24 protein-coding genes are annotated in these 26,758 nt (G+C 70.3%); 6 read left to right on the plus strand and 18 right to left on the minus strand.

Annotated elements, in window-relative coordinates:
• Positions 1 to 65: 65 nt before the first annotated feature.
• From FHU39_RS14965 to tmk, 5 genes are all read right to left on the minus strand, one after another.
• Complete coding sequence (locus tag FHU39_RS14965) at positions 66 to 959, minus strand: alpha/beta hydrolase (RefSeq protein ID WP_183321392.1); 894 nt, start codon at positions 957 to 959, stop codon at positions 66 to 68.
• A complete protein-coding gene (locus tag FHU39_RS14970) occupies positions 959 to 1,705 on the minus strand; it encodes a 3-hydroxybutyrate dehydrogenase (protein WP_183321393.1) in 747 nt (248 codons plus the stop codon). The genes FHU39_RS14965 and FHU39_RS14970 overlap by 1 nt, the downstream gene beginning before the upstream one ends.
• Before the next feature lie 121 nt (positions 1,706 to 1,826).
• Positions 1,827 to 3,395 carry an alpha/beta hydrolase gene (locus tag FHU39_RS14975; RefSeq protein ID WP_246336583.1) on the minus strand — a complete coding sequence of 523 codons (1,569 nt, stop codon included), beginning with the start codon at positions 3,393 to 3,395 and terminating at the stop codon, positions 1,827 to 1,829.
• A gap of 151 nt (positions 3,396 to 3,546) precedes the next feature.
• Positions 3,547 to 4,689 carry a DNA polymerase III subunit delta' gene (locus FHU39_RS14980; RefSeq protein ID WP_183321394.1) on the minus strand — a complete coding sequence of 381 codons (1,143 nt, stop codon included), beginning with the start codon at positions 4,687 to 4,689 and terminating at the stop codon, positions 3,547 to 3,549.
• 88 nt (positions 4,690 to 4,777) lie between these two features.
• Positions 4,778 to 5,371: a dTMP kinase gene (tmk, locus tag FHU39_RS14985; protein ID WP_343065920.1), complete on the minus strand. Its 594-nt coding sequence runs from the start codon at positions 5,369 to 5,371 to the stop codon at positions 4,778 to 4,780.
• A gap of 72 nt (positions 5,372 to 5,443) precedes the next feature.
• On the opposite strand from tmk, the gene FHU39_RS14990 reads away from it, so the two are divergent.
• A complete protein-coding gene (locus FHU39_RS14990) occupies positions 5,444 to 6,799 on the plus strand; it encodes a serine hydrolase domain-containing protein (protein WP_183321395.1) in 1,356 nt (451 codons plus the stop codon).
• 59 nt (positions 6,800 to 6,858) lie between these two features.
• Here the strand turns inward: FHU39_RS14990 and FHU39_RS14995 are convergent, their stop codons facing one another.
• Positions 6,859 to 7,560, minus strand: a complete 702-nt coding sequence (locus tag FHU39_RS14995; RefSeq protein ID WP_183321396.1) for a hypothetical protein — start codon at positions 7,558 to 7,560, stop codon at positions 6,859 to 6,861.
• A 119-nt stretch (positions 7,561 to 7,679) separates the two neighbouring features.
• Entirely contained in the window at positions 7,680 to 10,502 is a 2,823-nt protein-coding gene (gene topA, locus FHU39_RS15000) for a type I DNA topoisomerase (protein ID WP_183321397.1), read from the minus strand.
• Between the two features lie 197 nt (positions 10,503 to 10,699).
• Here topA and FHU39_RS15005 point away from each other — a divergent pair, with 197 nt between their 5' ends.
• Positions 10,700 to 11,488, plus strand: coding sequence for a dioxygenase family protein (locus FHU39_RS15005; RefSeq protein WP_425484789.1), 789 nt, complete (start codon positions 10,700 to 10,702; stop codon positions 11,486 to 11,488).
• Positions 11,489 to 11,591: 103 nt separating this feature from the next.
• Here the strand turns inward: FHU39_RS15005 and FHU39_RS15010 are convergent, their stop codons facing one another.
• From FHU39_RS15010 to FHU39_RS15020, 3 genes are all read right to left on the minus strand, one after another.
• Positions 11,592 to 12,533, minus strand: coding sequence for an LLM class F420-dependent oxidoreductase (locus FHU39_RS15010; protein WP_183321399.1), 942 nt, complete (start codon positions 12,531 to 12,533; stop codon positions 11,592 to 11,594).
• Between the two features lie 20 nt (positions 12,534 to 12,553).
• On the minus strand, positions 12,554 to 14,056 hold the full coding sequence (locus FHU39_RS15015; protein ID WP_183321400.1) for a DUF7059 domain-containing protein: 1,503 nt from the start codon (positions 14,054 to 14,056) through the stop codon (positions 12,554 to 12,556).
• A 184-nt stretch (positions 14,057 to 14,240) separates the two neighbouring features.
• Positions 14,241 to 14,603, minus strand: coding sequence for an STAS domain-containing protein (locus FHU39_RS15020; RefSeq protein WP_343065922.1), 363 nt, complete (start codon positions 14,601 to 14,603; stop codon positions 14,241 to 14,243).
• Positions 14,604 to 14,712: 109 nt separating this feature from the next.
• Here FHU39_RS15020 and FHU39_RS15025 point away from each other — a divergent pair, with 109 nt between their 5' ends.
• Positions 14,713 to 17,070 (plus strand): DEAD/DEAH box helicase, encoded by a 2,358-nt coding sequence (locus tag FHU39_RS15025; RefSeq protein WP_183321402.1) that lies wholly within the window; start codon positions 14,713 to 14,715, stop codon positions 17,068 to 17,070.
• 53 nt (positions 17,071 to 17,123) lie between these two features.
• The gene (locus FHU39_RS15030) at positions 17,124 to 17,918 is read left to right on the plus strand and encodes a GNAT family N-acetyltransferase (protein ID WP_183321403.1); all 795 of its coding nucleotides are present in this window, start codon (positions 17,124 to 17,126) and stop codon (positions 17,916 to 17,918) included.
• Positions 17,919 to 17,927: 9 nt separating this feature from the next.
• Here the strand turns inward: FHU39_RS15030 and FHU39_RS15035 are convergent, their stop codons facing one another.
• Positions 17,928 to 19,454: a helix-turn-helix domain-containing protein gene (locus FHU39_RS15035; protein WP_183321404.1), complete on the minus strand. Its 1,527-nt coding sequence runs from the start codon at positions 19,452 to 19,454 to the stop codon at positions 17,928 to 17,930.
• A gap of 199 nt (positions 19,455 to 19,653) precedes the next feature.
• Between FHU39_RS15035 and FHU39_RS15040 the strand changes: the two genes are divergently transcribed.
• Both FHU39_RS15040 and FHU39_RS15045 read left to right on the plus strand, forming a co-directional pair.
• Complete coding sequence (locus tag FHU39_RS15040; RefSeq protein WP_183321405.1) at positions 19,654 to 21,108, plus strand: hypothetical protein; 1,455 nt, start codon at positions 19,654 to 19,656, stop codon at positions 21,106 to 21,108.
• A gap of 177 nt (positions 21,109 to 21,285) precedes the next feature.
• Positions 21,286 to 22,470: an acetyl-CoA C-acyltransferase family protein gene (locus FHU39_RS15045; RefSeq protein WP_183321406.1), complete on the plus strand. Its 1,185-nt coding sequence runs from the start codon at positions 21,286 to 21,288 to the stop codon at positions 22,468 to 22,470.
• 14 nt (positions 22,471 to 22,484) lie between these two features.
• Here the strand turns inward: FHU39_RS15045 and FHU39_RS15050 are convergent, their stop codons facing one another.
• The 7 genes from FHU39_RS15050 to FHU39_RS15080 all read right to left on the minus strand — a co-directional run bounded on the left by FHU39_RS15050 (position 22,485) and on the right by FHU39_RS15080 (position 26,658).
• Positions 22,485 to 22,835: an Rv3654c family TadE-like protein gene (locus tag FHU39_RS15050; protein ID WP_246336584.1), complete on the minus strand. Its 351-nt coding sequence runs from the start codon at positions 22,833 to 22,835 to the stop codon at positions 22,485 to 22,487.
• Entirely contained in the window at positions 22,832 to 23,215 is a 384-nt protein-coding gene (locus FHU39_RS15055; RefSeq protein WP_343065923.1) for a TadE family type IV pilus minor pilin, read from the minus strand. The genes FHU39_RS15050 and FHU39_RS15055 overlap by 4 nt, the downstream gene beginning before the upstream one ends.
• Positions 23,212 to 23,436: a DUF4244 domain-containing protein gene (locus FHU39_RS15060; RefSeq protein ID WP_183321408.1), complete on the minus strand. Its 225-nt coding sequence runs from the start codon at positions 23,434 to 23,436 to the stop codon at positions 23,212 to 23,214. The genes FHU39_RS15055 and FHU39_RS15060 overlap by 4 nt, the downstream gene beginning before the upstream one ends.
• A 78-nt stretch (positions 23,437 to 23,514) precedes the next feature.
• The gene (locus FHU39_RS15065; RefSeq protein ID WP_183321409.1) at positions 23,515 to 24,087 is read right to left on the minus strand and encodes a type II secretion system F family protein; all 573 of its coding nucleotides are present in this window, start codon (positions 24,085 to 24,087) and stop codon (positions 23,515 to 23,517) included.
• On the minus strand, positions 24,084 to 24,776 hold the full coding sequence (locus FHU39_RS15070) for a type II secretion system F family protein (RefSeq protein WP_183321410.1): 693 nt from the start codon (positions 24,774 to 24,776) through the stop codon (positions 24,084 to 24,086). The genes FHU39_RS15065 and FHU39_RS15070 overlap by 4 nt, the downstream gene beginning before the upstream one ends.
• On the minus strand, positions 24,776 to 25,960 hold the full coding sequence (locus FHU39_RS15075; protein ID WP_183321411.1) for a TadA family conjugal transfer-associated ATPase: 1,185 nt from the start codon (positions 25,958 to 25,960) through the stop codon (positions 24,776 to 24,778). The genes FHU39_RS15070 and FHU39_RS15075 overlap by 1 nt, the downstream gene beginning before the upstream one ends.
• Positions 25,957 to 26,658, minus strand: a complete 702-nt coding sequence (locus tag FHU39_RS15080) for a CpaE-like family protein (RefSeq protein WP_183321412.1) — start codon at positions 26,656 to 26,658, stop codon at positions 25,957 to 25,959. Before FHU39_RS15080 ends, FHU39_RS15075 begins: the two co-directional genes overlap by 4 nt.
• Positions 26,659 to 26,758: the final 100 nt, after the last annotated feature.

Below are 26,758 nucleotides of genomic sequence, written 5' to 3' on the forward strand. Positions count from 1 at the left end.
GTCGCAACCGGTCCCCGTGATGCCGAACGCGCTGTATAGCGCGCGCTTGGCATCACGGGAGACGCTCAGCGGGTCGGTGGGCCGGTGAGCAGCTCCGCGATCGCGTCGGTGATGACGCCGGCGCCGCCGCCGAGGGTGATCGTGTAGTGGTTGACGCCCGACACCTCCCGCCAGCTGAAGTTCGGGTGCCCCGCGGCCCAGGCATCGAGCATCGCGGCCGGGTAGAGCCCGGTGGGTTCGTTCATCAGCCCACGGGGCGCGCGCAGGAAGACCGCCTCGGCGGTGAGGGTCCGCCAGGCCCGGTCGGTCTCGCCGCCGACGAACATCTGCGGGTAGTCCTGGCCGATCAGCTCACCCGACACCGTGCTCCGGTACGGCGGGCCGGAGCCCAGGTCGTAGTCGACGTATGCCGCCACAGCGTCGTTCCACTCGTCGGCGAACGCCGGATGCTGCCGCCAGAACGCCTGGTACTCCTCGTGACTCGCGAAGTCCACCGTCAACCGCTCCACGGCGGGGCCGAGCCCGGCCTTCATCAGCGCCGCCATGTCGACACCCTCCGGCACCGGGAACGGCACCCCGCCGTCGACCAGCAGCACCCGGCCGACCGTCTCGGGGTGCTCCCCCGCCAGCGTGGCGACGACGAAACCGCCCATCGAGTGCCCGACCGCCAGGTCGCAGCGGCCGTCGGCGAGCTCCTGCAGCACGGCGACGCAGTCGGTGGCGTGCTGCGTCATACCCGACGGTCCGGGCAAGGAACCCGACCGCCCGCGGCCACGCAGGTCCGGCGCGAGGATCACGGTCCCTGGCGCCACTGCATCACCCACGAGCTGCCACGAGACGTGGGTGGCGGTGATGCCGTGCACGGCCAGCACGACCCGCTCGACCGGCCCGTCGCCCTGCCACCGCCCGACCCGCAGCGAGCCACCGCGCACCGGCACGTCGTGCGTGGAGTAGCCCATCAGTGCGCCGACCAGCCGCCGTCGAGCGTGAAGCTCGACCCGTTCGCCATCCCGGCGGTGGGCCCGCACAGCCAGGTCACCATGTCGGCGATCTCGGCCGGCTCGGCCAGCCGCTTCACGGCGCTCTCGGTCAGGAAGATCTTCTCGACGACCTCGTCCTCGCCGATCCCGTGCGTGCGAGCCTGATCGGCGATCTGCTTGTCCACCAGCGCGGTTCGCACATACCCGGGGCTGACGCAGACGCTGGTCACGCCCTTGCCGCCACCCTCCAGCGCGATCACCTTGGACAGCCCCTCCAGGCCGTGCTTGGCCGCGACATACGCGGACTTGTACGCCGACGCACGCAATCCGTGCACCGACGTGATGTTGACGATGCGCCCGAAACCGCGCTCGTACATGCCCGGCAGCACGGCCCTGGTCAGCAGGAACGGCGACTCGAGCATCAGCGTGAGGATGAGGTGGAACTTCTCCGGCGGGAACTCCTCGATCGGTGAAACGTGTTGGATGCCGGCGTTGTTCACCAGGATGTCCTGGTCCAGCGACAGGTCGGCGAGCGCCGCGGTGTCGCTCAGATCGACCACCCACGGTGTGCCGCCGACCTGCTGGGCGACCCGTCCGGCCGCCTCTTCGTTGACGTCCGCGACGGTCACCGACGCACCGGCGGCCGCCAGGGCCACCGCGCAGGCCTCCCCGATGCCGCTGCCGGCACCGGTCACCAGCGCACGCTTGCCGCTCAAGTCACTCACACGACTCTCCTTCGGTTGGCGGCGCCCAGGGTGCACGCCGCGACTCAGCAGGTTCTGGCTCTGCCCCGGACGGTACCCCTCGGCCCGCCGCGGTCGACGGAGTGTCCACCCGACCGGCCGGTCAGCAGGTCTTGCCGTTGGCCGGGATGGTCCCCTTCAGGAGGTAGGCGTCCACCGCGGAGTCCACGCAGGACGAGCCCATCATGTATGCCGTGTGGCCGTCCCCGTCATACGACAGCAGGTGGCCGTTCTGCAGCTCCTTCGCCAGCCGCACCGACCACTGGTAGGGGGTGGCCGGGTCACGCGTGGTGCCCAGCACCAGGATCGGCCCGGAGCCGGCGGCGGTGATCTTCTCCGGTTTGCCGGTCGCCTTGATCGGCCATTCGCCGCAGCCGAGCCCTCCCCAGGCGAGCATCGGTCCCCAGGTCGGGGCGACCTTGCTGAACGTCTTGACGTCCTTGCGGTAGGTCGCCAGGTTCGGCGAGCTGCCCCGGTCGAGGCAGTTGACCGCGTTGATCACCTGCATGATGTTGCCGTTGTAGGTGCCGTCGCTGTTGCGGTCGGCGTACTGGTCGGCCAGCGCCATCAGCTTGTCGCCGCTGCCGTTGAACGCCGCCTGGAACGCGTCGGTCAGTGTCGGCCAGGACCCCTTGTCGTACATCGCGTCGGCGATGCCGAAACTCGCCCAGCCCTCGGTCAGCTTCGTGACGTCGCCCTGCCCGGTGACGGGCAGTGGTGCGGCGTCGACATCCTTGAGGAACTTCCGGATCCGCGCCATCCCGGCGTCGACGCTGTTGCCCAGCGGGCAGTCGCCCTGTGCCACGCAGTCACGCACATAGGACCGGGTCGCCTGCTCGAAACCCTTGGCCTGACCGAGGCTCTCCTGGGTGCCGGTGATGTCCGGCGGGACGACGCCGTCGAGCACGAAACGCCCGACCCGCTTCGGGAAGAGCCCGGCGTACGTCGACCCGATGAAGGTGCCGTAGGACTTGCCCAGGTAGTTCAGCTGCTGCTCACCGAGGGCGGCGCGCAGGATGTCCATGTCCTTGGCGACCTCGACCGTCGAGACGTGCCCCAGCAGGTTGCCCGCCTTCGCCTCGCACGCCTTGCCGAACGCCCTGTTGTCCTTGGCCGCCTGCTGCTGCTCGGCCTTCGTGTCGGGAGTGGGGTCCTCGCCGAGGAAGGTGTCCATCTGTGCGTCGCCGTAGCAGGTGATCGGCGCGGACCGCTGGACCCCGCGCGGGTCGAAGCCCACGACGTCGTATGACGAACGCACGTCCTTGCTCACGACGTATCCGGAGGCCGCCGCGGCCGCGTAGTCGACGCCCGAGCCGCCCGGGCCGCCGGGGTTGACAACCAGGGCACCCTTGCGGTCGCCGGTGGCGGGGACCTTGTCGATGGCCAACTGGATGGTGGCGCCGTCCGGTTCGGCGTAGTCGACCGGCACGGTCAGCTTGGCGCACTGGGCCTGACCGCAGGACGACCAGTCGAGCTTCTGGTCGTAGAACTTCGCCAGCGGGGCCGTCGTGCCGCTGGTAGCGGCGTTGGCGGAGCCACCGGACGCGGCCGAGGAGAACTGCGCGCCGCTGGTGGGCGCGGGTCCGGACGAACCGCTGCTGCAACCGGTCGCGAGCGCCATACCCAGGACCGTGAGGCCTGCCAACCCGGCCACTCGCCGTCGTCGCACCATGCGCTGCACGTTACGTCATCGTCCTTGCCCCGGGCCGACAAGACCGGCCACCCACCATACCGAGAGGCTCAGTAGCGACCCACGGGCTCAGTAAACCCGGCCGAAATGACCCCGGATTGCTGAGCCTCTGGGCTGTTGGTGAGCCTCTCGGTTATCGGGTGGGGGCGCGCAGCCCGATCGCCATGGCCTCCAGCGCGAGCAGCGGCGGCACGTTGGCCTCGATCCGCTCGCGCGCCGTCCCGATCGTGTCCATCGCGAGCAGCAACTGCTCGCTGGTCCGACCGTCGGCCAGCTGCCGTACCTCGTCGGTGAGGTCGGCGTTGATCAGCGGCACGGTGTTGCCCGCGCGGACGACCAGGGCGTCCCGGTAGATCGACAACAGATCGACCAGGGACCGGTCGATGACGTCCCGGCTGAACCGGGTCGCGCGGGTCTTCTGCTCCTTCTCCAGCGCGGAGATCTGCGAGCGCACGTGCGGCGGCTGGGTCCGTGCACCCGGGTCGGCGCCGAGCTGTGCCATCAACCGGGCCTTCTCGGCGGCGTCACGCTCCGCGGACGATGCCGAGGACTCCTCGCCGGCGATCGCGGCCAGGTCGGCCGCTGCGCTCATCGCCTCACCGAGGCCGTGGATGTGGCCGGCCAGCAGCAGCGTCTTGCGGCGCCGCTCGCGCGCGGACTCGTCGGTGGCCAGCCGCTTGGCGAGGCCGACGTGCGACTGTGCCGCCCGTGCCGCGTCGGCGGCGACTTGCGGGTCGATGCCGTCGCGCTCCACCAGCAGCCGCGCCACCGCTTCCACCGGCGGGGTCCGGAGCCGCACGTGCCGGGTGCGGGACCGGATGGTGATGATGACGTCCTCCAGCGACGGCGCACAGAGCAACCAGACGGTGCGCTCGACCGGCTCCTCCAGCGCCTTCAGCAGGGCGTCCGCCGCGCGCTCGGTGAGCCGGTCGGCGTCCTCGATGATGATGACCCGCCAGCTCCCGATGCTCGGCCGGCGCTGGGCGAGCCCGGCCAGCTCGCGGGCGTCCTTGACCTGGATCGACAGCCCCTCGGTGGCCAGCACCGTCACATCGGCGTGGGCCAGGTCGCGCACCGTCCGGCACTCGTGACACTCCCCGCAACCGCCGGTGGGGCACTCCAGCGCGGCCGCGAACGCGCGCGCCGCGACGGACCGGCCCGATCCGGGCGGGCCGGTCAGCAGCCAGGCATGGGTCATCCTCGCCGGGTCGGCGACCGCGGCCTGCAGCGTCGCGACCGCCTGGTCCTGGCCGATGACGTCCTTCCACACCGTCATGCCTGGCCACCGCGGCGTGCTGAGAGGCCCTGGGGCCTCCGCGAAGTATCGGAGCGACGAAGAAGCGGAGAACTTCGTGGGGTACAGCTCATGACCGGTCCACCCGTTCGGCCACGATCGCCGCGATCTCCTGCGCCGGCAGGCTCGCGTCGACCACCAGGTAGCGGCCAGGATCCGCCGCCGCCAGCTGCAGGTAGTGCTCGCGCACCCGCGCGTGGAAGTCGTCCTGCTCCGCCTCCAGCCGGTCGTGCACCTCTCCCCGGCGGTCCCGACCGACCTCGGGCGTCACATCCAGCAGCACCGTCAGGTCGGGTAGCAAGTCTTCGGTCGCCCACAACGAAAGTCGTTTGATCTCAGCAGGATCCAGCTCACGCCCGGCTCCCTGATAAGCGACGGACGAGTCGAGGTAGCGGTCCTGCAGCACGATCGCGCCGCGCGCCAGCGCCGGGCGCACGACCGTCGCGATGTGGTGCGCCCGGTCGGCGGCGAAGAGCAACGCCTCCGCGCGGGGCGCCACGTGGTCACCGTGCAGCAGCACTTCCCGGATGCTCGTGCCGAGCTGCGTCCCACCGGGCTCGCGCGTGACGACCACGTCATACCCGGCCTCGATGAGCCGACCGCGCAGCAACTCGATCTGGGTCGTCTTGCCCGCGCCGTCGCCGCCCTCGAACGCTATGAACACAATCCCGCAGCCTAGTCCGGGCCACCCACAAAACGTTTCAGCGGACCGGACCGGGCCACGTAGGTTGGGGGTATGACGCAAAGCCCCTCACCCCTGCTCGAATCGACGACCCGGGCCCTCACCGCCCACGCGATCGAGGCCCAACGCGCCAGTCGCACACCGGCACTGGTGGCCGGCGTCGCCCGCCACGGCGAGCTGCTCTGGGATGCCGCCGTCGGACAGGCGGACCTGTCCGATCCGGGCGTGCCGCTCGGCCCGGACACGCAGTTCCTCGTCGCATCCAACACCAAGACGTTCACGGCCGTGCTGATCATGCAGTTGCGCGACGAGGGCAAGCTGTCATTGGACGACACCCTGGACCAGCTGGTGCCGGGCACCACGCACACGCAGGTGACGGTCCGCGAGATGCTCGCACACATCAGCGGCATGCAGCGCGAGCCGGTCGGCGACGTGTGGGACACCCTGGAGTTCCCCGACCGCGAGGGGCTGATCAGCGGGTGGAACGAGGCCGAGCGGGTGCTGCGCCCGCACAACCGCTGGCACTACTCGAATCTCTGCTACGCGCTGCTCGGTCAGGTCGTGGCGCGGCTGGACGGCGGCAGCTGGGAGGCCTCCCTGCAGCGGCGGCTGCTCGACCCCCTGGAGCTGCGGCGCACCACGCTGACCCTGACCGCGCCGCGCGTCGGGCTCTACTACGTGCCACCGTTCACGGACGTGCCGGTCGAGGAGCCCGTGCTGGCCAAGAACACCACCGACTCGGCGGGTGCGCTCGCCAGCACCCTCGCCGACATGGTGCGCTGGCACGGCTTCCTGCTCGACCCGGTCGAGGAGATCCTCTCCCCCGACACGGTCGAGGAGATGCGGCAGCCGCAGATCGCCGCCGACCCGGGGTGGAACACCGCGTGGGGGCTCGGTCTGGAGCTGGAGCGGCGCGACGGGCGCATCTGGTTCGGGCACACCGGCGGGATGCCCGGCGGCATCACCGGGTTCTTCTCCGAGCCGGAGTCCGGCACCACGGGCGCGGTGCTGATGAACAACTCGATCTCCAAGGACCCGGCGGGCACCGCGATCAAGTTCGGTGCGTATGTCGTCGAGCACGACCCGCAGCTGCCGGCGCCGTGGCAACCCGGCACCGTCGAGCCCGAAGAGCTGAAACCGCTTGTCGGGCAATGGTTCTCCGAGGGCGCCGAGTTCACCTTCGCGATCGCCGACGGCAAACTGACCGCGAAGCTCGCGGCCGCGCCGGCAACCGTTCCGCTGTCGGTGTTCGAGCCCGAGGGAGAGGACGTCTATCGGACGGTCAGCGGCCGCGAGCGCGGCGAGCGTCTCGTCATACACCGTCGGGACGACGGCTCGGTGCGCCAGTTCAACTGGGCCACTTACCGATTCACCCGCGAACCGCTCGGCTTCGGCCAGCCCACCCCCTGAGCGCAGACGCGAAGGGCCGCCGCGGAGAACTCCGCGGCGGCCCTTCGTCGTACGCCCTGTTACTTGGTCCAGCGGATGTTGTGGTCGTAGTCGTTGTAGACGACGTTGGAGACCTTCGCACCGGGGATCTGGTAGATGTAGCAGCTGCTGCCCGTCTCACCGGCCGCCAGCTTCTTCGAGTCGCTCTCGCACGCGTCGGTGTCACCGTAGACACGCTTGGCGTTCTTGACCGAGGCGCCGATCTCCGGGTGGAAGAACAAGCCGTTGATCGAGTTGGTGCCGAAGTAGCTCGACTTGACCTTGATCGGGGTGACGTCGAACTTCAGGTAGTAGACGGTGCCGTTCGCCTTCTTCAGCCGGGCCTCGTTGTAGTCGCTCGCGGGAGCGACCTCCAGCGAGGTCGGCGTGAGCCGGTAGACGTCGTCATCGTCCTTGATGACGGCGGGTTCGCCGAGCTTGAACGTGCCGTCCGGGTCGCTCACCTCGGTCGGTCCGGTCGCCGGCTTGGTCGCCTCGGACGTCGAGGTCTCGCTCGCCTCCGACGTCGTGGTCTCGCTCGGCTCGGTCGTCGTGGTGGACGTCTCCGGTGCGCTCGACTCGGTGGTCGTGCTGGTCTTCGGTGCCGCCGACGACGTCGTCGTGGTCTGGCCGGCCGGCGTGGTCACACTCGCGCTCTCGCCACTGTTGCACGCTGCCAGGCTCAAGGCCCCGGCGACGGCGACAGCACCGATCACGGTGCGCCGAAAAGTATTGCTGGACATAGCTTCCCTCCGTTGTGTCCTGCGGGGCGATCGAGCTTGTGACGGTGCTCGTCGCCCTGCGGTTCCCCGCGAATTGCCGACGTCCCGGGCCGGCCGGTCTCCCCCGACGGACCCTCTCCTCAGTCCGTCGCCGCCTTCTTGGCAGCGGTCTTCTTCGCGGTGGTCTTCTTGGTCGTCTTCTTGGTCGTCTTCTTGGCTGCCCGCTTGCGGGTCGTCGGACCCTTGGCACGCTTCTCGGCGAGCAGCTCGAAGCCGCGCTCCGGCGTGATCGCCGCCGGGTCGTCGCCACGGCGCAGCGTGGCGTTGGTCTCACCGTCGGTCACGTACGGCCCGAAACGGCCGTCCTTGACCACCACGGGCTTGTCCGACACCGGGTCCTTGCCCAGCTCCTTCAGCGGCGGCTGCGCCGCCCGGCCACGCCGCTTCGGTTCGGCGTAGATGGCCAGGGCCTGCTCGAGCGTGATGTCGAAGAGCTGCTGCTCGGTGGCGAGCGACCGCGAGTCGGCGCCCTTCTTCAGGTAAGGACCGTACCGGCCGTTCTGGGCGGTGATCTCCACCTGCTTGGCGTCGTCGCCCTCGCCCTCGGTCACGGTGCCGACCACCCGGGGCAGGCTGAGCAGTTTGAGCGCGGTGCCCAGGTCGATCGTCGCCAGGTCCATGTCCTTGAACAGGCTGGCCGTCCGCGGCTTCGGCCCCGCCGCCTTCTTGGTGCGCTTGGGTTTCGCACCGTCCGCGGGTGCGGGCGGTTCCGGCGGGGCCGGCAGCACCTCGGTGACGTACGGCCCGTAGCGCCCCGCGCGGGCGACGATGTCGTGTCCGGTCTGCGGGTCCTGCCCGAGGACCCGGCCGTCGTCGTCCGCGGCCGCGAGCAGCTCGCGGGCCCGCTCCGGGGTCATCTCGTCGGGGGCGATGTCGTCGTTGATGGTGGCACGACGGGCCTTCGGCGCCTCCGCGCCTTCGGCGGTCACCTCTCCCGTTGACGGGTCAACCCCCTCGGGGACGACCTCCTCGACATACGGCCCGTAACGGCCCACGCGCACCACGACACCGTCGCCGATCTCGATCGTGGAGATCGCCCGCGCGTCGATGTCCGGCAGGTGCTCGACCATCTCCTGCAGACCCTCGGTGCCGTCCGGGCCGGCGGCGGGCAGGCCAGGGGCGCGATCGTTGCCGTCGCCGAAGTAGAACCGGGTCAGCCACTCGACCCGGCCGATGTCGCCGTTGGCGATGCGGTCCAGGCCCTCCTCCATGGACGCGGTGAAGTCGTAGTCGACCAGCGACGGGAAGTGCTCCTCGAGCAACCGGATCACCGCGAACGCCGTCCAGGTCGGGATCAGGGCGGTGCCACGCTTGCCGACGTAACCGCGGTCCTGGATGGTGCCGACGATCGAGGCGTAGGTCGACGGGCGTCCGATGCCCATCTCCTCCATCGCCTTGACGAGCGTGGCCTCGGTGTAGCGCGGCGGCGGGCTGGTCTGGTGCCCCTCGGCCTCGGCGCGCAGCACGTCGACGGCCACACCCTCGGACAGTTTGGGCAGCCGGCGCTCGGTGTCGTCGCTCGCGTTGCGCTCGACGTCACGGCCCTCCTCGTATGCCGCGAGGAACCCGCGGAACGTGATGACCGTGCCGGACGCGGTGAACTCCGAACGCTGCGCAACACCCGAATCCTCGATCGGGACAGCGAGTTTCACGGTGGCAGTGCTGCCGCGAGCGTCCGCCATCTGGGAGGCGACAGTGCGCTTCCAGATGAGCTCGTAGAGCGCGAACTCCTCGCCGCGCAGCTCGCCGGCCACCTGCGCCGGTGTGCGGAACGTGTCGCCGGCGGGCCGGATCGCCTCGTGCGCCTCCTGGGCGTTCTTGACCTTCGCCTGGTAGCGCCGCGGCTGGTCGGGCACGTAGTCCGCGCCGTACAGGTCGCGCGCCTGGCTGCGAGCCGCGCGAATCGCGGACTCCGACAACGTGATCGAGTCGGTCCGCATGTAGGTGATGTAGCCGTTCTCGTACAGCCGCTGGGCGACGCTCATCGCGGCCTTGCTGCTCATCCGCAGCTTGCGACCGGCCTCCTGCTGCAGGGTGCTGGTCGTGAACGGTGCGCTCGGACGCCGGGTGTAGGGCTTCTCCTGGACCGAGCTGACCGCTGCGACCGCGGCGGCCACCGACTCGGCGATCGCGTTGGCCTGTGCGGCATTGAGGTGGAAGACCTTGTCGCTCTTGAGGTTTCCGCGGTCGTCGAAGTCACGGCCGGTGGCGACGCGGGTGCCGTCCAGTGCGGTCAGCTTCGCGGTGAACGCCTGGCTGCCGCTGCCACCCGGCGCGAAGTCACCCTCGACAACCCAGTAGGAGGCGGTGCGGAACGCCATACGCTCCCGCTCACGCTCCACCACCATGCGTGTGGTGACGGACTGCACACGACCGGCGGACAGGCCGCGGCGGATCTTGCGCCAGAGCACCGGGCTGACCTCGTAGCCGTAGAGCCGGTCGAGCACGCGCCGGGTCTCCTGCGCGTCGACCAGCCGGTCGTCGAGGTCACGGGTGTTGTTGGCGGCACGCTGGATCGCGTCCTTGGTGATCTCGTGGAAGACCATCCGCTTGACCGGCACCTTGGGCTTGAGCACCTCGAGCAGGTGCCAGGCGATGGCCTCACCCTCGCGGTCCTCATCGGTGGCCAGGTAGAGCTCGTCGCTGTCCTTCAGCAGGCGCTTGAGCTCGGCGACCTTCTTCTTCTTGGCGGCCGCGACGACGTAATAGGGCTCGAAGCCGTCGTCGATGTTGACGGCGAACTTCCCGTAGGGGCCCTTCTTCATCTCGGGCGGCAACTCCGACGGGTTCGGCAGGTCACGGATGTGCCCGACACTCGCGTCGACGATGTACTCGTCCCCCAGATAACCGCCGATCTTCTTCGCCTTCGCGGGCGACTCGACGATGACAAGCTTGCGCGCCACTCTCGTTCTTCTCACTCTCCGTCCGACGTGCAGTGGATTCGTCACTGCTTCGACGTGCGAACGGGTCGCAGTCTATGCACGACCCCGGGCATCGCCGCAGTCCGGGCCGGTCCGTGGGCACCGGTGTGACCCGTGCCACTCGGTCGTGAAGGGCGCCATTGGGGAATTAGTTGAAAGTTAAACTTGTTGCTGCCATCATGAACACCATGACCACCGAACGCCAGCCCGTCCTCTTCCTCAGCCACGGCGCACCGCCGCTCGCGGATGACGCCCGGTGGACCGCAGAACTCGGCACCTGGGGCAAGGACCTGCCCCGTCCCAAGCGCATCCTGATGGTCTCGGCGCACTGGGAGTCCGCCCCGATCGCGGTCAGTTCGACCACGGGCGCGCCGCTGGTCTACGACTTCTGGGGCTTCCCGCAGAAGTACTACGAGACGCGGTATGACGCGCCGGTCGCGCCGGAGCTGGCCGACGACGTCGCCAAGCTGATCGCCACCCCCGGGCAGTCACTGGTGCGGGACGAGAGCCGAGGCCTGGACCACGGCGCCTACGTGCCGCTGGTGGAGATGTTCCCCGAGGCGGACATCCCGGTGCTGCAGCTGTCCATGCCGACGCTCGACCCGCAGCAGCTCTACGAACTCGGCAAGAAGCTCGCCCCGCTGCGCGACGACGGCACGCTCATCGTCGGGTCCGGCTTCACGACCCACAACCTCAGCTGCATGCAGCCGAGCGCCGACGCGGCACCGGCCGCGTTCATGTCCGAGTTCGACCACTGGGCGGCCGAGGCGATGGCCAAGGGCGACCTGGACGCCCTGATGGACTTCGGTCACACGGCACCGGCCGCGCAGCTGGCGCACCCGCGCACCGAGCACTGGGCACCGCTGTATGTCGCCCTCGGCGCGGCCGCGTCCGACGGGTCCGCCTCGCACACCGTCATCGACGGGTTCTGGCACGGGCTGTCCAAGCGTTCCTGGCAATTACTGTAGGTCGACTCCTCGCAGTTCGGTCCCGACTCCTGCTCGCAAGCTCGCAGCGCGTCGGACCCGAACTGGTCGTCGTCTCCCGTTTGACACCCCGGTCGCTGCCTGATCAGCCGGTGATGTGCGGCATGACCTCCGACGCGATCAGGTCCAAGTGGTCCAGGTCGTGCAGGTCGAGCACCTGCAGGTAGACCCGCTCGGCGCCCGCCGCCGCGAGCGCCGCGAGCCGGTCGACGGCCTCTGCGGGCGTGCCGGCCACGCCGTTCGCCCGCAGCTCCGCCTTGGCCCTGCCGATCGCCGCGGCGCGCCGGTCCAACTCGGCCTCGTCGCCACCCACACAGACGACCTGCGCTGCCGAACAGATCAGTGAATCCGGTGTCCGGCCGGCCTTCTCGGCCGCCTCACGCACGCGGCCGATCTGCGCTCGCGTGCCCTCGATCGGCGAGAACGCGACGTTGAACTCGTCCGCGAAGCGGGCGGCGAGAGCCGGCGTGCGCTTCTTGCCGTGGCCGCCGATCACCACGGGGACACCGCCACGAAAGCCCTGCTGCTGCACCGGTTTCGGCAGCGCCGGGCTGTCCTGCAGTTGGTAGTGGGAGCCGTCGAACGAGTAGGTGCCGGTCGCGGACCACAGGTCGGTGATGATCTCCAGCTGCTCCTCGAGTCGGTCGAAACGCTCCCCCGTCGACGGGAACGGTATGCCGTATGCCGCGTGCTCGCGCTCGAACCAGCCTGCGCCCAGGCCGAGTTCGACGCGCCCACCGGACATGGCGTCGACGTTGGCCACCTCGATCGCGAGCACGCCCGGCAGCCGGAAGGTTGCGCTCGTCACCAGCGTGCCGAGCCGGATCGACGACGTCTCCCGCGCGATGCCGGCGAGCGTGATCCACGCATCGCTGGGTCCCGGAAGCCCTGATCCGTCACCCATCGCGAGGTAGTGGTCGGACCGGAAGAACGCGCCGAAGCCAAGGCTCTCAGCGCGTTTCGCGACAGCGACGAGGTCGTCGTACGAGGCGCCCTGCTGGGGCTCGGTGAAGATGCGCAACTCCATGTTCCCGAGCCTACGGGTGCTCACCCGTCGACGAGGAGGAGGCCGTCGGCGACCATCTCGTGTATGACGGGCAACGCTTCTCGCACCAGCACGTCGGCCGCGACGTCGAGCAGGGAGGCGATCGCCTCGAGCGCCTGACCGGTCGACAGCTCGCCGTCACAGACCGATGTGAACGCTGCCATCGCGGTGTCGACCTGGAACGCCCGCCGCAGGCCACCGCCCTGCCGGATCACGATCACCGACGGGTCCTCGGCGCCCGGCCGTCCGTGTCGCTCCTCGGTCACGTCGGGCGCGAGCGTCAGGTGGGCGCCCAGCAGACCCTGCTCACCTGCTTCGGCGAGCCAGGTCCGCGCCCGCAGACCCGCGTCGATCGTCGGGCCCATCGGCGACTGCACCGGTCCGGTCACCTCGACCAGGTCCAGCCAGGGACGCCGTCGCGCGGTCGGCAATTGCACGGTGATCACGCCGAAGCCGATCTCGGCCACACTGCGCTCGCTGAAGTCACGCAACCAGGCGGCATACATCTGCTCGAAACCGGTTGCGCCGGAACGCAACCCACCGTCGCCCGACCACAGCTCGGCGTACTCGGCGGGATCCTGCGTGTCCCGCTGCACCACCCAGGCGCCCAGGCCGGTGCGCTCGAACCAGCCGCCGACCACGTCCTTCCAGTCCGATCCCTCCGGCACCTCCCAGTTGGCCAGCAACTGGGCAACACCGCCCGGCTGCAGGTGGCGTGACAGTTCGCGGATCAGGGTGCGCACCACGCCGTCGCCGACCCGCCCGCCGTCACGGTATTCGTAGGTCGGGACACCGTCGACACGTGGCGTGATCACGAACGGCGGGTTGCTCACGACCAGCTCGAATCGTTCCCCGGCAACGGGTTTGAACAGATCTCCACGTCGCAGGTCCCAGTCCGCACCGTTCAGGCGGGCGTTCCACGCGGCGATGTCGAGCGCACGCTGCGACGTGTCGGTCGCGACGATCCGGTCGGCATGGGCGGTGAGGTGCAGTGACTGGACCCCGCAACCGGTGCCCAGGTCGAGCGCCCGCTGCACCTTCCGGCGTGGGGTCCACGATGCGAGCGTCGTCGACGCCCCGCCGATGCCGAGCACGTGGTCCACCGGCAACGGCTCACCGGTCATCACCTCGGACAGGTCGGAGGCGACCCACCACTGGTGGTCGTCGTCGCCGTACGGCCGCAGATCGTATGCCGCCCGCGCCCGCGACCCCTCGACCCGGACCAGTCCCGCGGCGACCAGCCGCGCGGTGTCCCACCCTGCGAGCGCTCGGTCCAGCTGCCGGACGCCGACCGGCAGACCGAGGGCGAAGAGCCGGATGAGTGTCGCCACCGGCGAGTCGTCGCCCCGGGTGACCAGGTCCGCGGGGAGGCGCTGCTCGCGGTGCAGCGCCGCGGAGGCGAGTGGCCCGAGGCAGTCCGCGACCCCGTCAAGGGTGAAGTGGGCTGCGATCAGCGTGCGCCGGAGAGCGGCAGGGTCGTCGCCGAGCGGCGCGGGGTGCGGCATACCGACATCTTCACGCACCGACCCGGCCCACTTCAGCGACAGGCCCAGAAAACACCGACCGGCTCAGTTACCGGGCCCTCCCGGACCACGCGTAGCTGAGCCCCTGGGCGTTATGTGGGCCTTTCGGCAAGAAGGCTGGTGGCCGTCGGAGGTCCTGCTAATCCCGCTAATCCTGCTAATCCCGCTATTCCCCCTCGGCCGCCGCGTTGTCGGCGGCGACCGCCTCCGCGACCGTCGGATAGATGTGGAAGACGCGGTCCAGTCCGGTGATCCGGAAGTTCCGCAGCAGCCGTTCGGAGGGTATGACGAGCGCGAGATCCCCGCCGTCCAGGCGCAGCTGTTTCAACCGGGCGACCAGCACACCGAGGCCGGTGGAGTCCATGAACGGCACATCGGTCAGGTCCACGAGCACCTTCTCCGAGGTGTCGGTGATGAGACGCAGCAGCGCATCGCGCAACCGGCCGGCGGCCGAGACGTCCACGTCACCGACCAGGCGGATGACGGTGAAGTCGCCCTCGTCACTGCCGGTGATGTCCAGATCGGTCACAGAGGGTGCCTTTCGAAGTCGTACGTCGGTTGCCGCGGGCAAGTCTTTCACCGATCGGGGCGGGTGGTCGCAGCGCCTGTCCGGGATCGGACCTAACGTGGGATGCGCCATGACCAACATCGCGCCTGCGCCCGGCACTTCGCAAGTCCCGCCGGAACGCCCGCCTGCCGTCGAGCAGCAACCGGCTGACTTCGACGCGCGGGCCGCGCTCGCCGCACTCGACGGGGTCGGCACCGGACAACTGCTGCACGTCCACGAGATCCCGGCCCGGCCCGCCCAGGAAGCCGGTTGGCCAGGCTGGGTCAACCCCCAGGTGGCCGCCGCGGTCAACGGCACGGGCATCGACCGGCTGTGGTCCCATCAACGCCGGGCAGCCGACCTTGCCTGGTCCGGCGAGCACGTGGTGTTGTCGACCGGCACGGCATCGGGGAAGAGTTTGGGTTACCTGCTGCCGATGCTGTCCGCCGTGGCCGACGGCACCGCCGCACCCACCGGTCGCGGCGCGACCGCGATCTACCTTGCGCCGACCAAGGCCCTGGCCGCCGACCAGGAAGCGCGCATCCGCGGTTTCGCCATACCCGGTGTACGCGCGGCAACGCTCGACGGCGACACGCCTCTCGACGAGCGCCGCTGGATCCGTGACCACGCGGCGTTGGTGCTCACCAACCCTGACCTGCTGCACCACACCCTGCTGCCGGGGCACGAGCGCTGGGCGTCGTTCCTGCGCGCTCTGAAGTATGTCGTCATCGACGAATGCCATGTCTACAAGGGTGTTTTCGGCTCACACGTGGCCGGTGTCATTCGCCGGTTGAGACGCCTGGCGGCGCGCTACCGCGCCGAGCCGACCTTCGTGCTCGCCTCGGCCACCGTCGCCACCCCCGGCCTGCACGCGAGCGAGCTGATCGGCCTGCCCGTGCGGGAGGTGACCGTCGACGGCTCACCGCGCGCCCCCATGGTTGTGGGGCTCTGGCAGCCGGGCGGGAAGCCGGGCAGCGGGCACGAGACCGCCCGGCGCAGCGCCGTGGCCGAGTCGGCGGATCTCATGGCCGGCCTCATCGGCCGGGGCGTGCAGACGCTGACCTTCGCGCGTTCACGAGTCGGTGTCGAGGTCGTGGCCGAGATGGTGCGCGCCAGCGCCGGCGACCACGTGGCCGCCTACCGCGGCGGCTACCTTCCCGAGGAACGCCGCGCACTCGAGAACGACCTGCGCACAGGCAAACTGCGCGGGCTCGCGGCCACGTCAGCGCTGGAGCTGGGCATCGACGTCAGTGGGCTCGACGCGGTCCTGCTCGCCGGTTGGCCGGGGACACTGGCCTCCCTGTGGCAGCGGGCCGGTCGCGCGGGCCGCAGTCGCCGGACCTCGCTCGTGGTGCTGGTCGCCGACGACGACCCGCTCGACTCGTTCCTGGTGCACCACCCGGACGCGGTCTTCGAGCGACCCGTGGAGGCCGCCACGCTCGACCCGGGCAATCCGTTCGTGCTCGCGCCCCACGTGGCCGCCGCGGCCCACGAACTCCCGGTCACGACGGCCGACACCGAGCTGTTCGGACCGTCACTGCCGGGGATCCTCGACTCCTTGGTCTCCGGCGGCGTCCTGCGCAAGCGCCCCCGGGGCTGGTTCTGGGCCCGTGACGACCGCCCGGCCGACCACTTCTCGCTGCGCGGTGGCGGCGAGGACGACGTGCGCATCGTCGAGACGCGCACCGCCCGGGTGCTCGGCACCGTCGACGCCGCCCGGGCACACGCCGCCGTGCACACCGGCGCGGTCTACCTGCATCAGGGACAGTCGTACGTGGTCACCGAGCTCGACCTGGAGGCGACGACCGCCCAGGTGGTCGTCGGTGATCCGGGCTGGTCGACCGTCGCGCAGTCGGTGTCGGCGTTCGACATAAAACACAGCGAGCGTGAAACCCGCTGGGGTGATGCCGTTCTGCACTTCGGCACGATCAAGGTCCGCACGCGGGTGACGTCGTTCCAGCGGCTGCTGCCGTCGGGTGAGGTCATCGGCATCCACCAGCTGGATCTGCCCGAGCGCGAACTAGTGACCCGCGGCGTCTGGTGGACCATCGACGAGGACGAACTGCTCGCTGCCGGGCTCGCGCCGGGAGAGCTGCCCGGCGCACTGCACGCCGCCGAGCACGCGTCGATCGCGATGCTGCCGCTGGTCGCGCAGTCGGACCGCTGGGACGTCGGCGGCGTCTCGACCGCACTGCACCCGGACACCGGGCTACCGACGGTCGTCGTCTACGACGGTTACCCGGGTGGTGCCGGGTTCGCCGAGCGTGCGTATGGCGAGGCCGCCACCTGGTTGATGGCGACGCGCGCCGCGATCGCCGGTTGTCCGTGCTCGGACGGCTGCCCCGCCTGCGTCCAATCGCCGAAATGCGGCAACGGCAACAACCCGCTGGACAAGCGCGGAGCCGTCGTGGTCCTCGACCGCCTGCTGCGCGACCACCACACCGGTTGACGCCGAAAATCGTTTGCCCCGAACCACCCGCCACGGCAAGGTCTCCTGTCGTGATGGATGACGCGAGCCTGTTGGCTGCCTACGACGAGCAGTTGCGCTCCGTCGCCGAGATGCGCTCGACCCTCGAGTACGAGCAGCACGGTCCGCTCTTCTGGGGGAAACACCGCGGCGGGCGCGGCTTCGTCAGCTACCGTTCCCTCGGCTCTGCGACGGACGCGGCATTGGAGCGGCTGATCGTCGACACGGTCGCGCACTACTCCGCCGACCCGGACATCACCCAGTTCGAGTGGAAGACCCGTGGGCACGACGGTGTACCGAACCTGCACACCCTGCTGCTCCAGCACGGTTTCGTCGCCGAAGAACCCGAGTCGGTGATGATCGGCGAAGCCCAGGCATTGGCAACGGATGTTCCTCTGCCGGATGGGGTTTCAGTTCGCCGAGTCACGGAGCGCGGCGACATCGAGGCGATGACCCGGATGCAGGCCTCTGTGTTCGGCGACCCGGAGACCGCGACCGAACGGGTGGAGGAGACGATGCGACGGCTCGCGGAGCCGGACGCCGCCGGTCTCGAGTTGTGGGTGGCCGAGGCGGACGGGCAGGTCGTCAGCGCCGGCCGGATCGATCCTGTTCCGGACACCGAGTTCGCCGGCATCTGGGGTGGCGCGACGCTGCCCGAGTGGCGCGGCCGCGGCATCTACCGAGCGCTCACCGCAAAGCGTGCCCAGGCGGCCCTGCGTGCCGGCAAGCGGCTGATCAATTCCGATTCCACCGAGTACTCCCGACCGATCCTCGAACGGTCCGGCTTCCGACGGGTCACGACGACGACGCCATACACCTGGACGCGCTGAGTTCGCCTGTCATTCCCAGCAACCCGGCCCCACGCTCTGCCACCACCGGGCATCGGGGCTCTCCGCCTCCGGCGACATCAACTGCGGGTGATGGGTGATGCCGGCGACGTAGATGGCCGTCCACCGCAACTCGCTGTCACACAGATAGGGCCGCAGGTCGTCCTCCGTCCGCAGCGCCGAAATGTGCCCGAGCGCCATCAGGCACGCGCTGCGCAGGTCCCTGCGCCGGGTGTCCGCCAGCACTGAGCGCAACAGCTCCTCGTTGTCGGCGGTGACGGTGCGGCTCAGCACGTAGATCGCTGCGTCATGGGCGGCGGCCCCGAAATCATCTGAGGATGCGACGAATACGGCTGCTTCGGCCAACGCGGCAGCGTAGGGGCTCACCCACAGCAGACTGCCGGTGTGCATGCGTTGCCCGAACTGCTCACCGAGCAACACCACGCGCAACAAGGCCTCGAGCTGACCGTCCGGCCGGCCCGGCCAGGCAGCCTCGGTCGCGAATCGCAGATACACCGCCAGCTCGGCGTCCAGGTCACGGTCGTCCTGCGACGTGTCCGACCGGCGAGTGCGCGGCCGTATCCGGGCGATCTCCTCACGAACGGCCGCAGTCACGCTGCGCGGCATCCAACCGATCAACCGGTCGACGACTTCAACGGTGGTGTGCCCCGCGGTCGGCAGTCGCGCCGCACAGGCGGAGCAGATGCTCCTCATCTGTTCGGTCGTCAACCGCTGATCGAAGCCCGGCTGGCTGAGCGCGGCGCAGAATGCTCGGAACGTACTCTCCGGCACCGTTTGCAGCGGTTCGATCAACTGGTCCAGCAGCCTGGGGTTGCGTATGTCGCCGACCACCGCCCAGGCGTCATACGCCCCGGAAACCCCAGGGACTGCGGTGAGTTCGCGCACTGCTCTGAGCACCATGGGTGCGGTGTGGTCGTACGCTGCCACCGTCGACGCAGCCTCGAGCCGTACGAAGTAGCCGTTGTTCACGCCACGCATCAACTCGCTGAGGAGCCGCCGAACCCACCGGAACAACAACCGGGTGGGCACTCCGTCGCAGACGCCCGTGGCGACGGCGTGTGCCAACCGCAACCACTGCGCGCCGGTGATCGGCGCGCCGGCCTCCTCCGCATCGAAGATCTCGTCGACGATGGCCCCGGACCGCCCCTCCGGCACAGCCGACGGCTGCAGCCATCGCCGCCCCAGGTCGTCGTCGACAACGCGCGACAAGGACAGCAGGGGCGCCTGCAGCTCACCGTACGGCAGCTCGAGCAGCCGCTCGTAGCTGTGAATGGTGCGCAGCGGGACGTCCACCTTGCCGTGCTCGACCCGACTCACCTGGCTCTCGGACAGCCCGAGTGACTCCAGCACCGGAGCCAGCTCCTTGACCGGCACCAGGCCGAGATCCGACGACATCCGGCGCGACCACAGCAGCCAACCCGCGCACCGGCGCAGGTCCTCGATCAGGGTCCACTCACGGGGCGGCCGCCCCGGTCCGTGCGAAAGGTTCCCCGAGCGACCGGCAACAGGCCAAGTCACGAGGTCCATGATGTCGGCGGCCGGTGCACCGAAAAGACGGACTTGCGCTGCAAGACTTCTTGCGCAAGATACTTGGGAGTACAGCACCGGGCCCGCACGACGGGTGCAAAATTCGGTGATGGTCTGGGAGGTTGCAAAACGCAGGGGGCACGTCGGTCAGGGGCCCGTCGTCACCGGGCCATGGCACACGCTGCACGACATGAACGCCGTGGCGGGCTGGCTGCTGTGGTCACACCGGATGTCATCCGAATTCGGCGGTATGACGGGCCGGGCCTTCGCGGCCGCCGCCCGCGAGCGTGGGGTGCCGCTGTCCGAGACGGAGGTCTCACGGGCCGAGAACGGCGAAGGGGACGTCGCGATCGCCGCGATCGCGAAGTACGAGCGGGTGCTCGGCATGTCGGTGGGCGCGTTGAGCTCCCCGTTGCGTTCGGCCGCACGCCTGGCCGCGGGTGCGCCCGGATCCGACAAGTTGGCAGCCCTCCGCTCGGTACCGAAGTCCATGGAGGTCCGGCAGGAGGTCGTCAACGACGCGTATGTGCGCTGGTCCGCCGGAGAGCGGTTGATCGCGAGCGACTGGTTGCGGCTCATGGACGCCATCACCTACGACCGGCAGTCGTTGCTACCGGACGCCTTGGCAGCGGCATGGATCCGCGAACTCCTCGACGAAGGAATGCGCTCGGTCAACGCCGCGTACTTCCCTCGCATCGAGGCGCTGTCCACGGTCGCCGAGTACGACCGCTACGCGGTGCACCTGCTCGCAGCCGCCCGGGAGCTGACCGCGGCACCCGGTTCCTCGGGCGAGCTGGAAGCGTGGAGCGTCGTCGGTGACATCCGCAACCCGGCCGTGATCGACGTGCTGGTCCACCAGTTGCGATCGGTGCCGGACGACAAGATCCTGGAATTCGCCGTGGCGCTGGTCATGCCGATCCAACGAGACGATCTGAGCCACGAACAGGCGCAGCTGATCGCCGCGGAGTTGACACGGCGTCTCGATCACTGGTCGCTCGGCTCGTACGAGCCCGTCGCGACGCTGGCAGCGGAACTGCCGTTCGGGCTGGGTGGGCCGATCCTGCGGCGCATCGACCAGGTGCACCCGATGTCCCGACTGACCGGGCCACGGGTCGACCGCGACGTGAGTGGCGAGATCGCGACATACACCCGCGCGGCGCTGGCCAACTCCTGGCCGGACCATCCGAGCGGAAGCGTGCTGCCGGAACTGCTCCGGCTCATCCTCAGCAGCGAGCACTTCGGGCTGCGCCACCACGCGGCGAACCTCATCTACTGCAGTCCGTTCGCCGCCGCGATCTGTGACGCGGCGGCTGACCTCGCCATGCTCGGCGACACCCCGCCGGCCCGGCAACTCGCCACCTACCTGGTGTCACGCCTGGCGACCCGGGAGAACGCCGAGCGGCTCCGCCTGCTGTTGAAGCAGGGCGACCGGAAAGGCCTGATCGTCAACACCCTCACGGGTATGGCGCACGCCGGCATCCTGACCGAGCAGGACGACTTCACACCGTTCATCGAGGACAAGGACTTCCGGTACATCGGCATCTACGCAACAGGAATTACCGACCACCCCGACCTCTACCGCGAGATCGCCGACGGAGACGCAGCAACGTGGTGGCGGTCCAAGCACGGCGGCGTGTGGGCGTAGGTCTCACTCTGCGAGCACCGTTCCCCGAGAGCGTGTCTGACGGCAGTCGCCGGTTTAGGCTGCGAGCGTGCCCGACAAACGGGTGATCGAGACGGGACCGACCGAGTCGGTCAGCGTGGACATCCTTGGCCAGGAAGGCTTTTGACGCGACCGGCCCCCGTCGTGAAAGGAACTGGCATGAGCGAACGAGATGTAGTCGTACTGTCCGCCGTACGGTCACCGATCGGCAGCTTCGGCGGAAGCCTCGCCGATCTGGAACCGGCCGACCTGGCCGGGACGGTGATGAAGGAGGCCGTCGATCGCTCGGGGATCGACCCGAACGTCATCAACTACGTGACGGTGGGCAATGTGATCCCCACCGAGTCGCGGTATCCCTACGTCGCGCGGGTCGCCGCGATCCAGGCCGGTCTGCCGATGGACTCGGTGGCGATGGCCGTCAACCGGCTGTGTTCCTCGGGCCTGCAGGGCGTGGTGACCACCGCGCAGAACATCCTGTTGGACGACGCCGACTTCGGCGTCGGTGGCGGCGTCGAGGTGATGTCGCGCGGCGCCTACCTGTCACCGGCCATGCGCAACGGCGCCCGGATGGGCGACACCAAGGTGATCGACGGCATGGTGGCCGCGCTGACCGACCCGTTCGGTGTGGGTCACATGGGCATCACCGCCGAGAACCTCGCCGCGAAGTGGGACATCACCCGCGAGCAGCAGGACGAGTTGGCTGCCGAGTCGCACCGGCGCGCCTCGATCGCGATCGAGGAGGGCCGCTTCAAGACCCAGATCCTGCCGATCGTCAAGCAGACCCGCAAGGGTGAGGTCGTCTTCGAGACCGACGAGCACGTCCGCCCGGGCACCACCGTCGAGAAGCTGGCCGGGATGCGGCCGGCCTTCAAGAAGGACGGCACGGTGACCGCCGGCAACGCGTCGGGCATCAACGACGGCGCGGCGTTCCTCGTGCTCGGCGAGGCGTCCGCGGCCGAAGCTGCCGGCGCCAAGCCGATGGCCCGGCTGGCCTCGTATGCCGTCGCCGGCGTGCCGAACGACGTGATGGGTGAGGGCCCGATCCCCGCCACGAAGAAGGCGCTCGCCAAGGGCGGCTTCACGCTGGACCAGATGGACGTCATCGAGTCGAACGAGGCGTTCGCGGCACAGGCGATCGCGGTGTCCCGCGGCCTGGGGTTGGACATGGACAAGACCAACCCCAATGGCGGCGCGATCGCGCTCGGCCACCCGATCGGCTGCTCCGGCGCGTTCCTCGCCGTCAAGGCGCTCTATGAACTGGAGCGCATCGACGGCAAGTACGCACTGGTCACCATGTGCATCGGCGGCGGACAGGGCATCGCAGCGGTCTTCGAACGGCTGTAAGAGCCGACCACCGGTTACGGACTGGGTCCGGCGCGTGCGCCGGCACGCGCCGGGCCCAGTCCCGGCCAGCCCGGTGCGGTGGCGACCGTGACGGTGACCGCTGCACCGCCGACGACGCAGGCGAGCACCGTGGACCCGTTGCGCGCGGCGACCGTGCCCGCTACCGCGCACGGGTCAGCGGCGCGGCCGTGCACCAGGGCATCGGCAGCGGCCAACGCGGCCAGGTCCGCCGCGGCACGCGCACGATGACTCGCCGACACGGCGGACACCAGCGCCATCGCAGCGCCGAGAAGCAACGCCAGCACACCGATCGCCGACACCACGAGCACGGTGCCCGATCCGCGCTCACGCTCACCAGCACTCATGGCGCCGGATCCGCATCCTCGACCGGGGTGGTCGCGGAGGCCCGCAGCGGCTGCCCGCCCACGAGCCATCCGAAGGGGCCGGGCACCGGCGCGGACACGGTGACCGTCACCATCGCACCCCCAGCCGCCACCGAGACCGCGCTCCCCGACGGGCCCGCCCGCGCACCGACCTCCTGCACCGCCTGCGCGCTGTCGCCGCGGGCGGCAGCCCGTGCCGCCGCCCGCGCCGCATCGACGCACCGCACCTGATCGATGCCGATCATCACGGCATTGACCGCCACCAGCAACACGAAGATCAGCGCCGGGATGGCGGCCGCGAGCTCCGCGGTGACCATCCCGCCGTCGGCGCGCTGCCGCCGCGACCACCGTCCCCGCGTCACCCGACGCTCAACGCCGCCTGGATGATGCCGGACAGGGCGGACTTCACCGCACCCGACTTCACCACGACCATCAGCACCGCGGCGAACGCGACCGCCGCCAGGGTGCCCACGGCATACTCCGCCGTGGTCATCCCGTGCTCCCGGCGCGCACTGGTCGCGTCGCCGAGTTGCATCAGGCGGTGCTGCAACCGGACACCGAGCCGGATCGTCCTTCGTGACATGTGATTTCTCCTTTGTGAGGTGGATCGCCCTCCCCGAGGGCGGTTTCCGTGCGCCGGGTTCGACGCATGGTCGGGAGGTCACGCCGCACCGGCCAGCAGGTCACCGGCGAGTGCGGCAACCACCGGAACGACGGTCAGCAGCGCGAACGCCGGCAGGAAGCACAGCCCGAGAGGTATGACGACCAGCACCGACAGGCGACCGGTGGCCTCCTCGATGCGGCGTTGCTCGGCACGGCGCAGGTCGGCGGCGGCACGGGTGAGCAGGCCGGCCGGTGGCACGCCCGCCATCCCCGCCAGTGCGACTGCCCGAGCGGCCGGGCGCCATACCTCCGGCAGCCCCTCCCACGCCTTGGCGTCCTCGACCCCCCAGCGCAGCGCCGCGACGACCCGGCGCAGGTGACCGGCGACGACGGGTCCGGATCGCTGCGCGACCTGCTCGACGGCGACCACGAGCGGGACGCCACTCCCGAGCGCGAGCGCCATCAGCTCGAGGGCACCGGCCACGCTCAGCACGTCCTCGGTCCGGCCGGCCGCGCCCGGACACGCGGGCACCGGCGCTGGTGCGGGCACCGCCGCGCGACCGGAGATCCCGCGGGTGGGCCACACCAGCGGCAGCACGGCGAACACGACCGCCGCCGCCAGCACTGTCACGACAGCGCCGCCGGTGCCGATGCCCGCCGGATCATCCGCCGGGTGAGGAGCCGCCCGGCCGTCACGAACAGCGCCCCGAGGATCAGCACGGCCATGCCGAGGCGACCGGAATACAGCTGCCAGGGCGGCACCCCGATCAGCGCCGCGATGGCCACTCCGAGGATCGGCAGGGCGGTCAGCAGCTGCATCGTTGCGCGTGGCCCGGCGGTCGCGGCCGCGATGCATCGCTGCAGGTCGACCTGCTCGCGCAGCATCGTGGTCGTCGCACGCAACGCATCACCGATCGGGCACCCGAGTTGCTCGGACAGCGCCCAGGCGCGGGCGATGTCGTCGAGGGCGGCGATGCGGTGCCGGGCGTAGAGCCGTGCCCACTGCGGCGCGAGTTCGTCGCCGTCACCAGCGCGTCGCCCCAGGTGCGCCAGGTCGCCGCCGAGCCCGGGCCGGGTCACCGAGGTGGCGGCCAGTGTCGCCGAGGTCGCCACGGCCGTCGCGGGGGTGACGCCCGCGGCGAGCGCCGGACCGATGCCCTCGAGCATGCCGGTGATCGCGTCCAGGTCGGCGCCGGGCCTGCTCCGCCGCGGGAGTGCAGCACGCCACCACCTCCTCCGTGGACGTGGTCCGACGGGGCCGCCGCGCACCGGCCAGGCGATGACTCCCGCGCACACGCAGACCGCGGCCAGCAGGATCATCAGCGGCCACCCGAGAGTTCGAGCAGCGACCGCAGCTGCGGCCAGCCCGCAGCCTCACGCAGCGCACCGTCGGTGCGACGCATCGCGGGTGCGACCCGCAACCGGTCGCCGTCCCAGCCGATGACGCCGATTTCGTCGACCAGGCGCGCGGCGCTCTCCCGGCGCAGGTGGACCACGACCTGCAGGGCCGACGCGAGTTGGGACCGCACCGCGTCGCCGGACATGTCCGCCAGCGCACCCAGCGCCTCGAAGCGGGCCAGTACGTCGCCGCTGGTGTTGGCGTGCACCGTCCCGCAGCCTCCCTCGTGGCCGGTGTTGAGCGCACTCAGCAGCTCACGCACCTCGGCGCCACGGACCTCCCCCACCACCAGCCGGTCCGGGCGCATCCGCAGCGACTGCCGCACCAGGGTGGACAGCGAGATCTCGCCGCTCCCTTCGACGTTGGGCGCCCGGCTCTCCAGCCGGACGACGTGCGGGTGGTCGACCTGCAACTCCCGGACGTCCTCGACGATCACGATCCGCTCGGCCGTGGCCACCTCGGCGAGCATGGACGCCAGCAGGGTGGTCTTCCCGGAGCCGGTGCCGCCGCTGACCGCGAACGCCACGCGCGCAGCCACGATGCGACGGAGCACCGCGAGCCCCCGCGCATCACAGGTGCCGGTGTCGGCCAGCTCCGCCAACCGTGGCGGACACCGCCGCGGCACCCGCAGACTGATGTGCGCCGCACCCTCGACCAGCGGCGGCAGCACGGCGTGCAGCCGCACCCCGCCGGGAAGCAACCCGTCGACGTAGGGGACGGTCTCGTCCAACCGCCGGCCGGCGAGGGTGGCCAGCCGCACCGCGAGCCTGCGCACGGCCGCCGCGTCCCCGACCTCGACGTCGGCCCGCTCCAGACCCCGCCCGCGGTCCACCCAGACACCTGTCGACCCGTTGACGAGCACATCGGTCACCCCCGGTATGGCGAGCAACGGATCGAGTGGGCCGGCGCCGAACACCTCCGACCGCAGCCGGCCGGCCAGGGTCCGGACACTGCGCTGCCCGAGGACCGCCGCGTCCACAGCCGCCAGCACGTCCACCCGCTCCGGTGTCGGCGACCGCCCTTCGCGGATCTCCTCCCAGAGCGCATCGCCCACCGCGACGTCTCCCGTGCCGGACCCGCGCGCATCCGAGTGCGCGGCGCTCATGCGGCGGCCCTCCTCGACACGAGCAACTCGCGCAGCAGGCGGTCGCACGCACCGGCATACGACGAACGGCCCCGGGACCCGGCCGGTAGGCCGCGCTCGCAGTCCCCGGACAGGTGCCGGTCCTCGGGCAGGCAACCCGCGCACTCCAGCCCGAGGGCCTGCGCGGCGTCGACCGCCTGCTGTTCGCGCATGCCGCGCACCAGCAACAGCGCGGGCCGGCCGAGTCGTTGCGCGGTGGCGCCAGCGGCCGCCAGTCCGCACGGGGACCCGCGCGAGACCAGCAGCACCTCGTCGTACTCCGCTGTTCGTGCCGTCCGCAGGTCGCGACCCAGGTCGACCAGGACCAGCTCGCTGACCTGACGCAGCGCCGACATCGCGTGCTCCAGCAGGTCGGCGGGCAGGTCACACCACTGCCGGCCGAAGGAGAGGACCTTCGGCCCGCCGGACCGCGCCGGTAATCGCTGCGTGAGCCGCTCCCCGTCCAGCGGCCCGTCCGAGCCCAGCAGGTCCTCCCAGCGCACCCCGGGCTCGGTCTCCAGGCCGAAGGCCACGTCGATGCCGCCACCGCACGGATCGGCGTCCACCACCGTCACTTCGCGGCCCGCAGCGGCCGCTCGCACGGCCAGGCCGACGAGTGCGGTCGTCGCCCCCGCGCCGGTGCCGCCGCCGAGCACCGCGATCGTCATCACGTCGTTCATGGACCGATCGTGGGTCGGGTGGAACCCGATCGGCAGTGCGGACGTCGCTAACTGTGGATGTCGGCCGACGCTTCACCGGGGTGTGGATGAGGGGACCGGA

The organism is Flexivirga oryzae, from assembly GCF_014190805.1.
Lineage (GTDB): Bacteria > Actinomycetota > Actinomycetes > Actinomycetales > Dermatophilaceae > Flexivirga > Flexivirga oryzae.